The 12,737-nt window shown below is 50.4% G+C and carries 12 protein-coding genes and 1 pseudogene; 7 read left to right on the forward strand and 6 right to left on the reverse strand.

What is annotated here, in order from left to right; genetic code table 11:
* Nucleotides 1-107: 107 nt before the first annotated feature.
* Nucleotides 108-380 carry a hypothetical protein gene (locus ACFR81_RS03405; protein WP_068168955.1) on the reverse strand — a complete coding sequence of 91 codons (273 nt, stop codon included), beginning with the start codon at nucleotides 378-380 and terminating at the stop codon, nucleotides 108-110.
* 179 nt (nucleotides 381-559) lie between these two features.
* Here ACFR81_RS03405 and ACFR81_RS03410 point away from each other — a divergent pair, with 179 nt between their 5' ends.
* A complete protein-coding gene (locus ACFR81_RS03410) occupies nucleotides 560-1,486 on the forward strand; it encodes a patatin-like phospholipase family protein (RefSeq protein ID WP_343876195.1) in 927 nt (308 codons plus the stop codon).
* Nucleotides 1,487-1,525: 39 nt separating this feature from the next.
* Nucleotides 1,526-2,875, forward strand: coding sequence for an MFS transporter (locus ACFR81_RS03415; RefSeq protein ID WP_343876194.1), 1,350 nt, complete (start codon nucleotides 1,526-1,528; stop codon nucleotides 2,873-2,875).
* Nucleotides 2,876-2,954: 79 nt separating this feature from the next.
* Here ACFR81_RS03415 and ACFR81_RS03420 read toward each other — a convergent pair.
* Nucleotides 2,955-3,425 (reverse strand): annotated as a pseudogene (locus tag ACFR81_RS03420) (P-loop NTPase family protein); the annotation flags it as partial.
* A gap of 95 nt (nucleotides 3,426-3,520) precedes the next feature.
* Here ACFR81_RS03420 and ACFR81_RS03425 point away from each other — a divergent pair.
* Both ACFR81_RS03425 and tpx read left to right on the forward strand, forming a co-directional pair.
* Nucleotides 3,521-4,513, forward strand: coding sequence for a DMT family transporter (locus ACFR81_RS03425; protein WP_343876193.1), 993 nt, complete (start codon nucleotides 3,521-3,523; stop codon nucleotides 4,511-4,513).
* Between the two features lie 63 nt (nucleotides 4,514-4,576).
* The gene (tpx, locus tag ACFR81_RS03430; protein ID WP_145173567.1) at nucleotides 4,577-5,074 is read left to right on the forward strand and encodes a thiol peroxidase; all 498 of its coding nucleotides are present in this window, start codon (nucleotides 4,577-4,579) and stop codon (nucleotides 5,072-5,074) included.
* Nucleotides 5,075-5,283: 209 nt separating this feature from the next.
* On the opposite strand, the gene ACFR81_RS03435 is transcribed toward tpx, so the two are convergent.
* Both ACFR81_RS03435 and ACFR81_RS03440 read right to left on the reverse strand, forming a co-directional pair.
* Nucleotides 5,284-5,610, reverse strand: coding sequence for a branched-chain amino acid transporter permease (locus ACFR81_RS03435; RefSeq protein ID WP_343876192.1), 327 nt, complete (start codon nucleotides 5,608-5,610; stop codon nucleotides 5,284-5,286).
* Entirely contained in the window at nucleotides 5,603-6,322 is a 720-nt protein-coding gene (locus tag ACFR81_RS03440) for an AzlC family ABC transporter permease (protein ID WP_343876190.1), read from the reverse strand. The genes ACFR81_RS03435 and ACFR81_RS03440 overlap by 8 nt, the downstream gene beginning before the upstream one ends.
* 192 nt (nucleotides 6,323-6,514) lie before the next feature.
* On the opposite strand from ACFR81_RS03440, the gene ACFR81_RS03445 reads away from it, so the two are divergent.
* Entirely contained in the window at nucleotides 6,515-6,973 is a 459-nt protein-coding gene (locus tag ACFR81_RS03445) for an OsmC family protein (RefSeq protein ID WP_343876189.1), read from the forward strand.
* Nucleotides 6,974-7,093: 120 nt separating this feature from the next.
* Nucleotides 7,094-8,581, forward strand: a complete 1,488-nt coding sequence (locus ACFR81_RS03450; protein ID WP_145173559.1) for an amino acid permease — start codon at nucleotides 7,094-7,096, stop codon at nucleotides 8,579-8,581.
* Between the two features lie 98 nt (nucleotides 8,582-8,679).
* On the opposite strand, the gene ACFR81_RS03455 is transcribed toward ACFR81_RS03450, so the two are convergent.
* On the reverse strand, nucleotides 8,680-10,017 hold the full coding sequence (locus ACFR81_RS03455) for a DUF2252 domain-containing protein (protein WP_343876188.1): 1,338 nt from the start codon (nucleotides 10,015-10,017) through the stop codon (nucleotides 8,680-8,682).
* Nucleotides 10,018-10,173: 156 nt separating this feature from the next.
* Here ACFR81_RS03455 and ACFR81_RS03460 point away from each other — a divergent pair, with 156 nt between their 5' ends.
* Nucleotides 10,174-10,797, forward strand: coding sequence for a thymidine kinase (locus ACFR81_RS03460; RefSeq protein ID WP_343876187.1), 624 nt, complete (start codon nucleotides 10,174-10,176; stop codon nucleotides 10,795-10,797).
* A gap of 297 nt (nucleotides 10,798-11,094) precedes the next feature.
* Here ACFR81_RS03460 and ACFR81_RS03465 read toward each other — a convergent pair whose 3' ends face one another.
* The gene (locus ACFR81_RS03465) at nucleotides 11,095-12,189 is read right to left on the reverse strand and encodes a hypothetical protein (protein WP_343876186.1); all 1,095 of its coding nucleotides are present in this window, start codon (nucleotides 12,187-12,189) and stop codon (nucleotides 11,095-11,097) included.
* Nucleotides 12,190-12,737 lie beyond the last annotated feature (548 nt).

Genomic DNA, 12,737 nt, shown 5'->3' on the forward strand with positions numbered 1-12,737 from the left:
ACCTTCCCCTATCCATTCTTAACAAAAAAGGAGGAGACCCGCAGGTCCCCTCCTTCTTGCACAAAAGATATTTAAGGAAGCTTAGAAAAGTCTGGCTAAAGACTTTTCTAGAAATCGCAGTTTTCCTGGAAGCGACGCTTCCCTGCGATAGTAAGCCAAGCTCCCGCGCCCACTGCAACGGTGCCAAGACCGGCTTTTTGCAGTACCTCCCCAGCAGAATTTTCTGGTGTCTGCTGAACCTGGGCGATATCTTGAGTAGATTCTGTTTGCTGGACTGATTGATGCGATCCGGTTCCAGTGTCTGCTGTTGCCGGAGTTAGAACGAGTGATAGTCCACCAAGTATGAGCGCAAAGAGTGCGCCCCAGAAATGATTTTTCATCAAATTTTCCCCTAATTAGATGATTATTTGTCCCTATTTACTTATGTGCACAACTAAAAATTCTACCCACTTGGGGGACATGAAACTATGCGTCTTTAGTTGATTTTGAGGGCAAGAATTGCAAAGTCTTTCATCCTTAAGACGGAGGCACACGACACCCACCCACTAAAGTGATGTATATGCACACAACCCTGGAAATCATCCGTCAGCGTCATCAAAGCGGCTCTCAACCCGGTCAACGAAACGACGACGCGCGGCTCGTCGTCGTTCTTGAAGGCGGCTCCTCTCGTGCAGCTTTTGGCGGTGGAATGGTAGGAGTGTTGGAGGAGCACGGACTGCTTCCCGTTTTTGACGCGGTATATGGTGCTTCTGCTGGGGCGCTCAATGGGGCATGGCTCATTTGCGAAAAAGCGAATGAGAACATACACGGCTGGTGGGCGCCTGAATCGATAAAAGAGATTATCAAGCCTGCAAATTTTGTGCGGGGCAAGCCCATCGTCAACGGCGATTTCCTGGTGGACGAAATGTATGAGAGTTTCACCCGCATGGGTTTTGAGGAAATTCTGGCGAGCCCGGTGGAGTACCATCCCCTAGCCACGGATGCCGATAGCGGCGAATCCGTTGATCTTGCGCCGTTTATCACGGACCGCGCAACCCTGAAAACCGCCATGAAAGCAACCACGCGCATTCCGGTACTGTCGGGGGATCCGGTTTCTCTCGGCGGGCGCCGCTTTATTGACGGGGGCATGGCAGAGAATATTCCCATCGAAACGGCGCTCGCCCAAGGCGCCACCCACCTGCTGGTGCTGAGAACGCGCCAGCCCAGCGTCGATTTAGCCAGCACCCATAAACTTAAACAGCAAGCTGTGGCTCTCTGGATGAAAAAGAACGCCGCTGGGGCATTACACACGTGGGAGAACCGCAACCGGCGCAAGCAGCAGCTTGAAGTTCTTTTGCGCGATCCACCCCAGGTATTGCAAGTTGCTCCGCCACAGGGCGCCCCCAAAATTTCTATGATTGGGCAAGCGACAGAAACTCAAAAACTTGCAGTAGAGATGGGCAAAGAACAAATGCGCCAGGTGTTGCGAGAAGCAGGTATCAGCTAAATTACTTTTCCTTGACCGACTGATTGAAAGATGATGAGAATGCACAAAACCAGTAACCTCAAATTTTTGATGTGGGCACTGAGCGTTCTCACTTACGTTCTGGCAGCGGTCAACCGTAGTTCGTTCTCTGCGCTCGGAATTGTTGCCCAGGAGCATTTCTCGGCGGAGGCTGCTCTAATATCTACCTTCGTGGTAGTTCAGCTAGCGGTCTATGCCGCCGCACAGATTCCTGTGGGCATTTTGCTGGATCGGCTCGGCGCTAGCGTCATGCTTTGTGTTGGATTGTTTCTGATGGGGTGCGGGCAGTTCATGATGGGCATGAGTTCCTCGGTACCCTTAGCCCTTGCCGCTCGCGTGTTTGTAGGCGCCGGCGATGCCTGCATATTCGTCTCGATGATCAAAGTTATCTCCGACTGGTTTAGCGCCAAGGTAATCCCCAGTATCAACCAGATCAGCGGTTTGATTGGGCAAAGCGGCATGCTCATTGCGGTGACACCCCTGGCGGCATCAGTAGCTTTGCTGGGCTGGACGGGCGCGTTTAGTTCCCTTGCCTTGATTGCGCTTGCTTTGATGGTGCTGATTTTTATCTTGCTGAAAGATACACCGGGTAGCCTTCCGCTGGCACGACGTCTTTTTAGACCTCAAAATACTGCCACCGAGCAGCGCACCTCAGCTACCACCGCGGTGAGCCCGATTACCGACGCACTTCCTGTATTAGGTCCCGGTTCCAGCGGAATAGTACCAGCACTCAAATCACTGCTCAAAAGACCCGGCGTACGTCTAGGTTTCTGGGTTCACTTTGCCACCTGTTTCTCCACCAACTCATTTGTGTTGCTGTGGGGCTTACCCTTTATGACCGGTGGGCTGGGCTATTCATTCGCTACAGCCTCAACCATCGTGAGCCTCAACGTGGTAGCGATTATGGCGGCAGGGCTGATTGCCGGGCCGCTTTTCACCCGATTCATGCGCCAGCGCGTAGAAATCGTCACCGGTCTGGTAGCTGTGATTGCCGCCCTCTGGTGTGCTGTACTGCTGTACCCCGGTGGCTCACCTGTATGGCTGATGACGCTCACCGCCATGATCGGCGGCATAGGAGGCCCTGCCTCCATGGTGGCTTTTGAAGTCGTACGCACCCACGCACCGTATACTCAGCGGGGAATCGCCACAGGCATCGCCAACATGGGTGGATTCCTCGGCGCGCTCGTGAATGTTCTAGCCATCGGTCTCATTCTGGACTTCACAGGGGCTGGGACACCCGATACCTACAACCTAGAATCTTTCCGGTGGGCCATGGCATTTCAAGTACCTCTGATGATTCTGGGCATCACCATGATGCTAATCGAGCGTCCCAAAGCGCAGAAATACTTGCGCGAAAAGGGTTTGCGCTAAGCGGTGTACCGCGCCAAATGCTGACCAGTGAGGGTCTTCTTCTGTGCCACCAAATCGGCAGGAGTACCCTCAAAGACCACCGTTCCGCCGTACGAGCACCCTGGGCGCTCACCGTCGCCACGTTCAAGGAATAAGCGTTGGGGCCACCAATAGAAGGTTCTGCCACACGGGAGAACAAAATACGCAACAGCGCAGTAGCATCGGTAGCAGTCCCCACAGTTGAGCGCGGATTACCGCCCATCCGCTCCTGATCGACGACGATCGCCGTCGTCAACCCCTCCAAAATATCCACCTCGGGGCGCGGCAAATTAGACATAAATCCCTGCACAAATGCCGGGTGCGTCTCGTTAATCAACCATTGCGACTCAGCGGCAATCGTTCCAAAAACCAGCGAAGATTTTCCCGAACCCGAGACTCCGGTAAAAACCGTGAGCTGACGTTTAGGGATCTCAACATCCACATTCTTCAAATTGTTCTGATGGGCACCGCGTACACTAATAAATTCCTGATGAACGGTGGGGGACTGCTCTGCGCTCACGCTAACTCCAATGATTGAAGGAGAAAATAATTACCTTCATACTAGACGGGGGAGCCCGCCAGCACGAGTAAAGTAAACCATGTTGAGCAGATAGAAGAAGGTACTTTATGGCAGGTCTATTTTTTGGCATTTTCATTGGGTTACTACTCCCTATTCAAACCTGTCTCAACTCGCGGTTACGCCAGTCCGTGGGGTCTCCCTACCTCTCGTCGTTGGGTTCTTTCTTTGGCGGAACGCTTTTTCTGGCTGCGCTCGCTCTGGTAGTGGAGGGTTCCGTTTTCTTTTCCTGGGACGACGTCGCTCACCAGCCGCTGTGGATTTGGCTGGGCGGTTTATTCGGCGTCATTGGACTCACTACTAACATTCTGATTTTCCCCAAGCTCGGCGGAGTTCAAACCACTGTGCTGCCGATTTGCGGGCAAATCCTGATGGGACTTCTCGTCGATCATTTCGGATTATTCGAAGCTCACCAGGCGGTGCTGACTCCGCTGCGCGTCATCGGCGCGGTTCTGGTTATTGCCGGTGTGGTGGGAGCGGTGACACTCGGCGGGAAACGAATTTCTCGGCAGCCTTCCACTGCTCATGAAGCGCAATCAAATACCGAAGCACTACGCCAGGTTTCTGCAAATGCATCTCCCCAAGCGGAACCTTTACTCTGGGGATGGCGCGCTTTAGCTCTGGGTACAGGGTTTCTGATGGCATCACAGTCGGCAATCAACGGACATCTAGGAGTGCTGATTGGTTCGCCTACTCAAGCCGCTTTAGTGTCTTTCACCGTGGGCACCACTGTCCTCTTTCTTCTGGCATTGGTGTTACGTCTGAAATTCCGCGTTCGCGTGCCTGACGGGCAGAAAAAGAACCCCTGGTGGATGTGGTTCGGCGGGGTTCTGGGCGCCATCTATGTCTTTGGAAATGCTTTCTTAGTTCCTCTCCTGGGCACGGGACTTACCGTGGTCGCTGCTTTGGTTGGCATGATTTCTGGTTCACTTCTCGTCGATAAATTGGGGCTACTCCAAGCGCCCAAGCGCCAGGTAGGTTTGGGGCAGGTGCTCTCGCTTGTACTCATGCTGGGCGGGGTTGCTCTGATTCGTTTGGTGTAGCCACGGCATCCTCAAAATATAAGAGGGCTTGCTAGTTTTGCGCTAAAGCAAGACAATGGAGCTATGGCACAAACTAAATTTCAAGGAAATACTGTAAATACCAATAGCGACCTTCCCTCGGTAGGATCGCAGGCACCTGAATTCACCGTCACCGGCTCAGACCTAGCTGATATTTCAGCAGCTGACTTCAAAGGCAAGAAGATTGTACTCAACATCTTCCCTTCGGTTGACACCGGCGTATGCGCTCAGTCAGTTCGCACCTTCAACGAAAAGGCAGCGGATCTTGATAACACCGTAGTACTGTGCGTTTCCAAGGATTTGCCTTTCGCCCACGAGCGTTTCTGCGCAGCTGAAGGCATCGAGAACGTAGTTTCGGGTTCAGCATTCCGTAGCTCATTCGGCGAAGACTTCGGCGTACTTCAGGCAGATGGCCCCATGAAGGGTCTTCTGGCTCGCGCTGTGATTGCGCTGGATGAAGACGGCAAGGTTATCTACACCCAGCTCGTTCCCGAAATTACTGAGGAACCTGACTACGAAGCAGCTTTGGCAGCAATCAAGTAATCATTTGCTTATTGTAAGAAATGCTCGGCATCGAAAAGGTGCCGAGCATTTTTGTGTGTGGTGAGAATTGGGTTTAAGCGGTTGTTCCTGGCGCCCGGCGCAGTGTCGGCAAGCAATCCCTCTCGCATGGTTCGCTAGCGCTCACTAATGCGATTCACGCCAGACCCGACCAGCTTGCCTCACACTGCGCCGGGCTAGCGGAACAATCCCTAAAAAACCCAGTTCGCCAGCACCACGCAGGTCGCTGTGCCTATCAACAGACTGAGCGCAATGTTCTTGCGCCACGAATGGACGAGCACCGTCACCACCGCTGCAATCAGGTAGGGGAGTGCCGTCGTCGTGGAGGAGTAATCAATTTCTGCCATCACGTAGACGCCCAGAATGAGGATGGCACCCATGGGAATCCACGCTGCTAAATCGGCAATGAGCTTGTTATCTTTGAGAATACTTTTGATGCCAAACGGAATGAGCCTGAGAATGAAAGTAATTCCTGCGGCGATTCCTATGGCGCTGAGAATGTAAGCGATACTAGGCATCGGTCTTCTCCTGTGTTGCGGATGGAGCGTGCTTGGCTTCCACGAAATGGCGGATGGTCAGCAACACGACGAGCATGAGCAGCGCAATGAGCAGCATAGATTCGGGCGCAATAATCAGCGCGAAAACAGCGGAGAAAACCGCAGCGATCGCCGTCTTATTGTCTTTGACAGCACTATAAGAATCGATGGAAAGAATCAGGAACATCCCCGTCATCACAAAATCAACGCCCTTGAGGTGGCTCAGATATGAGGCACCGAGAATTGCACCCAGCGTTGAACCGAAGACCCATGAACCCCACAGCCCCAGGGATACGGTGAGAATTCGGGACGAGCTAAAACGGTGGGAATTCGGGCCGGTATTGAGGGCGTAGGCTTCGTCGCTGAGCAGATACATCGAGAGGAACTTGCCCAGTACCCCGTTGACGTTCTGCACAGGGAAAGAGATGCCGTACACCAGATGGCGGGCGTTAATAAGCAATGTGGTGGAGGCAATGAGGGTGAGCGGCGCCATCGAAGCAATCATGCCGACCAGCAGAAACTCTACCGACCCGGCGTACACCAAACCCGAGAGAATCGGCGCAACCCACCAGGGCAAACCTACCGACGTAACGAGAACACCAAGGCCTAAACCCATGGTGATGAAGCCTAGGAACATCATCCCTGCAACTTTGAGGCCCTCCCTGAACCCGCTTTCCTGCGGCGTAGCGCTCACTATGCCCGCCTTCCTCACAACCCTTATTTCTGCTACTCAACATAGCAATGCTATAGCGCCTGAGCACCACGGCTCATACTGCCGGTTCACCTCGTGGAAATAAGAAGGGAGTTAGAGTTGTTAGAAATAGCAAAGCAACTACCCCTCCAACTCGGCGTAACGTCGTCCAACCCCTCTTATCTAAGGAAACTCATGAGCGAATCAAATACTGTAACTAACCGAGAGAGCGATCCGAATTATCGCTCAGTCAAGGTCGAGCGAGTTGAAAAGCAGCGTTACCGTGCAACTAATAGTGAAGGTGCGTCGGTGGAGTTCGGACAGGGTGAGGGCCTGCTGAATCCGGTGGAGATGCTCCTGGCTGCTATCGCCGGTTGCTCCGCCATCGACGTCGATGTGGTGACCTCCCGCCGTTCCGAACCTGAAGTGTTCGAGGTAAAACCTTCTGCGATAAAGCTCAATGAGGACGGCGCTGTGCGGCTGGACGACGTGGAGGTCAGCTTCAACGTGCGATTCCCCAACGATGCCAAGGGCAAGCAAGCCGAGCAGCTGGTCGACAGACTGATGAAGCTTTCGCATGAGAAAGACTGCACGGTGTCCCGCACCGTTGAACACGGTGCGAACGTCCGGTTTATCAACGAAAACGCATCTTAAATAAAATCAATTCCAGCACCGAGAAAACACTGATTTCTCGGTGCTTGTTTGTTTCTACAGTGGTAATCTGAAGTTTGTCTTAATTACCCTTAGATTTTCTTAAGACCGGAAGGTCGGATTATGTCTGAACGCGTGAGGGAAGAGCTGCCCCCGTCAGAAAAGCAGCTAAACCGCGGTCTCAAGAGCCGCCACATGCAGATGATTGCCATCGGCGGCGCCATCGGTACGGGTCTGTTCGTTGCCTCCGGTGCAACCGTGGCAACAGCCGGTCCAGGTGGAGCTTTGCTGGCTTACTCTGTTATCGGTTTGATGGTTCTTCTGCTCATGCAGTCCCTGGGCGAAATGTCGGCGCATTTGCCGGTTCCCGGTTCTTTCCAGACGTTTGCGACTCGCTACGTCTCGCCGTCCTTCGGTTTTGCAATGGGCTGGAACTATTGGTTCAACTGGGCAATTACCGTGGCAGCGGAACTGGTAGCTGCCGGTATTGTGATGAATTTTTGGTTGCCCGATGTTCCTAGCTGGGTGTGGGCAGCGAGCTTCTTGCTCATTCTCTTTCTGATTAACGCGCTGTCCGCTCGTGCTTATGGTGAAAGCGAATTCTGGCTGGCGACAATCAAGGTGATTACCGTGATTGTCTTCCTGATTGCAGGCGTCGCCATGATTATCGGTATTTTGGGCGATAATTCACCCGGTTTCAGCAACTGGACTACCGGTGACGCTCCTTTTGTGGGCGGCTGGATGTCTATTATCTCCATCTTCATGATTGCGGGATTCTCCTTCCAAGGCACCGAAATGGTTGGTGTTGCCGCTGGCGAATCGGAGAACCCCCGCCGCGACGTCCCCAAGGCAATCCACTCGGTTTTTTGGCGGATCTTGTTGTTCTACATCGGTGCGTTCGTCATTATCGGTTTCTTGATTCCTTACACCGACCCCAACCTTTTGCGCTCGGACGCCACCGACATCGCGTACTCACCCTTCACCCTGGTGTTTGAACACGCTGGTGTGGCGATTGCTGCTTCGGTAATGAACGCCGTCATTCTGACCGCTATTCTCTCTGCAGGCAACTCCGGTCTGTACGTTTCCTCCCGTATGCTTTATTCGCTGGCGATTGAGGGTAAAGCGCCCAAGATTTTCTCGCGTGTTAACAGCCGTGGCGTTCCCATGCCCGCGCTGATTGCTACTTCCGCCGTAGGTCTCTTTGGGTTCCTCACGGCAATTATGGGCGAGGGCAAAGCCTACGAATGGCTGGTTTATGTGTCCGGTCTTTCAGGTTTTATCGCCTGGGTTGGCATTGCTATTTGCCACTATCGCTTCCGCCGCGCTTACCTTAAGCAGGGAAAGAGCCTCAAAGATCTTCCCTACGTTGCACCATTCTTCCCTTTGGGGCCGATTATCGCTTTCGTCATGTGCGCCCTCGTTATTGTGGGTCAGAACTACGAAGCGATTTTTGCCGGCGACTGGGCAGGTGTTGCCATGGCTTACATCGGTTTGCCCATCTTCCTTGCTCTGTGGCTAATTCATAAGTTCGTGACTCACGGCAAAATGGTTCCGTTGGAACAGGTCGATGTTTCTGGCATCGACGTTGAAAGCCAGCGTTTGGTCGACTAGTCGGCTCTGACCGGCTCGAAGTTGAGCATAAAAGCGCCGCGCGTCCTTTCCCGTATGAGGGAGGACGCGCGGCGCTTTTGCTCTGCGGCTAAACCGGGTTAGAGGGCGTACTGCACGGGGAGCTGCCCTTTTTCAACCGCTGCCCGCAGGGCATGAAAATCTTCGGTACAGGTTTGTGCGTAGGTGTGAGCGAACTTTCCTAGCTGATGGTCGAAGAACTTATCTGACTCGCAGTAGACGGCGATGTCGTCGATATGGCGGGACTGCGCGTGCGCACGAGCCAGCAGAGAAGCACAAATCTTAGCGGTCTGCTTGAGGCCATCGCGGTCGAGTGCTGAGAGGTTGATGGACCCCTTCATATCGCGGAACTGGCGTACATAGTAGTCGGTGGTACCTCCCTGGCGGGTAGGTACATTTTCAATCCAGCCGAGGAAAGGGTCTGACTGCGACTGCATCACGCGCTGACCAGCTACCACACGGAAACCATTGCCCATAGGGCGATCGGGGAAGCCGAGCGACTCGGAGGTCTGCTCAATCTTGCCGTAGCTGTGCAGAACGGTGTCTTGAGCTTCCTTAATCTGGATGAAGAGCGGGTTCTTACGCTGGTCTTCAAGGAGCGCAATAAAGCAGCGTGTGCCCACCGAACCTACGCCCACTACGCGAAGCACGTGGTCGCGAATCTTGAAGTTACGCAGAAGGTAGCGGATGTCTGGGCGGGCAGTGTATTGGTATTCGGTCCAGAGCCGTTGCAGGTCTTCTTCTGGAATCTCATTGTGGTGCATGGTCAGTGGGGGCTGATCGATAATGCGGTGGTTGCCGTTATCGTCTTTTACCGCGAATTTGTGGAGTGCCTGTTCGGAGTTGCGTGTGCGTGCCTTGCGCTCGAACTTGTCAAAGAGCGGTTTGTATTCTTCTTTGATGAGACTCTCGAACATGTCCGTGTTCACACGCGAGTAATAGCGGTTGAGCGCGCTTTCCTCGTTCATACGCAAGATGGTCTGGCGGTAGTACTTAGATGTTTTCTCAGCCAAGACGGTGGCGGTTTCTTCAGACTCGCCGTTGTCGGTTGCTGCAAGGTACACCGAGGTAGCCAGGCGTTTGAGGTCCCATTCAAAGGGGCCTCGGCCAGCTTCGTCAAAGTCGTTGAGGTCAAAGAGCAGGTTGCGTTCGGGGGAGGCGAAGTAGCCAAAATTACCGATGTGAGCGTCACCGCAAATCAGGGGCATGACGCCGGAGTTTGGCACGGTGGAAAGGTCTGCTGCCATGGGGCCTGCTGTGCCGCGGTAGTAAGCGAAGGGTGACTCGGACATGCGTCCGATGCGCACGGGAACCAATTCGGTCAAGCGTGATTTGTTTTGCTCGGTGATGATACTGAGCGGGTCCCTATCTCGTGCTGGAGGAGCCATGAGAGCTTCAATATCACTGTGCGAAATCATCGTTGAACCTTATGCGTTGGTTGCGGTTTGCCTACACAAGTATAAGGGCGGATGGTCTGCATGGGCGTGCCGCAACTCGTTCTTCTCATCTCACTTGTGCTGGGTAGCGGATTGTTTAGCTAGAATTGCAGGAGTTCTTTTGAAGGAAGGTCTCTGGTGGCAAAGCTTTATTTCCGATACGGCGCAATGAATTCTGGCAAGTCAACGGGGCTTTTGCAAGCTGCGTATAACTATGAGGAGCGCGGTCAGCGGGTTCTGATTGCTAAGCCACAACTTGATACCAAGGGCGACGCCGACGTCGTCTCTCGCCTGGGAGTAACGCGCCACGTAGACTTTTTGATTGGTGCTGAGGAGAGCGTACGGGAGCTCTTTTTGCATGCTTCGGATAATGCTCACCCCGAATCGGCGCACCGGCACTTGCCGGTTTCTTGCCTGCTGGTGGATGAGGCGCAGTTTTTGACGTCTGACCAGGTAGACGATTTGATGCGTATTGCTGTGCTCGATGGCGTGCCGGTGATGTGCTACGGAATTCGCACGGACTTTCAGACGCGGGCTTTTCCGGGGTCTGCGCGTCTTTTGGAAATCGCGCACACTCTGGAGGAGCTGAAGACGATTTGCCGCTGCGGCAAGAAGGCGCTGTTCAACGGACGCACGGTGGACGGGCGCTTTGTTTTTTCCGGCTCGCAGGTAGCAATTGACGGTGTGCATGTGGGCTACGAGTCGCTGTGCGCCAACTGCTACCTGGAGGAGTCCGGGGGAGTGCTGAATCCTTCGATCTGATACATCCCTTGGCAATTCAAATCTACTCCCGCTGTCCTCGATGAAAGCCAGGGGCAACGGGAGTTATTGTAGAGGGCTTAAGTTAGATAAGCCCCTACTAGGTAGCGGTTAATATCGGAACGGTTGATAATGCCAATAACTGTTCCGGGATCATCAGCTCCCCCACGTATATGAGATTTGTATGTGTAAGTATGAGGCTGGAATCTCGCAGGTTACTTCTACCTTGAGTAATATATTTAGCGATCCTAAATTCTTTTAAATCAACCCCATTGATTCTAATTTAAAATATAATAAAAATTAGGAATTCTGCATTTTCTTTTCAAATGTCAAAATAGACATATTTTTAAGTTTAATAATCTCTTTCCTGTTTTTGTCCACTAACCTATCAATACTCAAAATCCATTTATTTAATATTGTATTCAATAATGAAATATCATCCGGGGATAAATTCAGAAGATTAGGAATTATTTTGTTGAAATGACTAAAAAAGGTTGAATGAGGGTATGTAGATTCATACTTTGAATTTTCTAAAGCTTCAAAAAGTATTTCATCAGATTCTAATAAAGTCTTAAATAAGTCTGAGTATTTTTCTTTTTCTGCTCTTACAAGGAGAATTTTACCTAAAGTGGTCAGAGTTAAGAAGTCTCTTTTTAATGCCACCGCTTTCCGGGCGTATGACTCTGCCTCATCGTGCATCTCATTATAGGAGGCACATAAAGCTCTTTGTTCCCAAAATCTGTAGTTATTTATATATTGAAGTCGTACTGACTCATATATTGATTCAATTATTTCATTGATTTGGGACGACATTTTTTCATTAATTCTAGAATCTGGAGAGAAAATACTGTATAAATGTCTATATTGCATAAGTTCTTTTCCGAGGGAAAGTCTGGAAAATTCCTTTTTTGAATTGTTTGTTAAATTCATAAAAGGGGCAAGTATTTTTAGATATTCCGTAATAATAGGGGCTGTTTCTAGCATGCCTTGAGTTTTTACTAGCCTTTCTCCAAAATAACTGTGGTAATACTTAATATAATTATTATCATCAATGTAAACCACATCGTCGAGGTGCTCTTTAACCAATTTAATTAGATTATCTGATGATAATTTCACTAAAATTGAAATGTCGTGAATGTGGGACGGAAGTGCAAAAAAACTTGAAATCCCAACAGCTATCAAAATTTCTACTAAAATATTTTGTTCAAATAATTCATTTTTATGAATTTCATCAGTTATTCTAGATCCATAAAATTTGCTGTCAGTAATCTTTGCAAGCGTGGAAAATATTTCATTGTTATTCTTGCGAAATATTTCTTTCTGCTGAATTTCACTTAGATCAGTTATCTTATCTTGAGCACCATGGCTATCCATAACCTCTAAAATATTATTCACCTCCTCAGGATTCAACTTATTTTTAAGCCTGAATATTTCATGATCAATATGAAATAGATGCCTAGTTACGGTGTTGAGGTTAGTGTTTCTCGTTATTAAAATTGCTTTAAAATTATTACTATTGTTACTAGTAGTTATCTTTTTTAGAGTTTCTCCATGCAGATGTGGATTTTCGATTATCCAAATAACATTATCCTGGAAAGAAATATAATCAATTACATCATCAACATTAATAGAACTATCTAAATTAAGCTTAAATATTTGATAACGTTTAGATAATTTTAGAGCAAGGAAGAAGCTAAAGGTAGTTTTTCCGGAGAAAGCACTTCCGGTTATGATAGCTATTCTTGAACTATCCTGTGAAATATATTGAATTATTTTTTTGTATAAGGTTCTTAAACCAATCCGTTTATTTAAAGCATCTTGCCAAATTGCCTCGTGACCTAAAAATATATTATGTTTTATATCTGGAACATACGAGGCTTATTCAAAAGTAGGAACACACCCACACCCCACCAACTAGACAACGGCCCCACCAGCGGCAAAAA

Origin of the sequence: Rothia amarae, from assembly GCF_042677725.1 — a bacterium.
GTDB lineage: Bacteria > Actinomycetota > Actinomycetes > Actinomycetales > Micrococcaceae > Rothia > Rothia amarae.

Bases quoted from the DNA above. Each gene is read 5' to 3' on its own strand.
- ACFR81_RS03405 (WP_068168955.1), bottom strand. From the start codon at position 380: ATGAAAAATCATTTCTGGGGCGCACTCTTTGCGCTCATACTTGGTGGA.
- ACFR81_RS03410 (WP_343876195.1), top strand. From the start codon at position 560: ATGCACACAACCCTGGAAATCATCCGTCAGCGTCATCAAAGCGGCTCT.
- ACFR81_RS03415 (WP_343876194.1), top strand. From the start codon at position 1,526: ATGCACAAAACCAGTAACCTCAAATTTTTGATGTGGGCACTGAGCGTT.
- ACFR81_RS03425 (WP_343876193.1), top strand. From the start codon at position 3,521: ATGGCAGGTCTATTTTTTGGCATTTTCATTGGGTTACTACTCCCTATT.
- tpx (WP_145173567.1), top strand. From the start codon at position 4,577: ATGGCACAAACTAAATTTCAAGGAAATACTGTAAATACCAATAGCGAC.
- ACFR81_RS03435 (WP_343876192.1), bottom strand. From the start codon at position 5,610: ATGCCTAGTATCGCTTACATTCTCAGCGCCATAGGAATCGCCGCAGGA.
- ACFR81_RS03445 (WP_343876189.1), top strand. From the start codon at position 6,515: ATGAGCGAATCAAATACTGTAACTAACCGAGAGAGCGATCCGAATTAT.
- ACFR81_RS03450 (WP_145173559.1), top strand. From the start codon at position 7,094: ATGTCTGAACGCGTGAGGGAAGAGCTGCCCCCGTCAGAAAAGCAGCTA.
- ACFR81_RS03455 (WP_343876188.1), bottom strand. From the start codon at position 10,017: ATGATTTCGCACAGTGATATTGAAGCTCTCATGGCTCCTCCAGCACGA.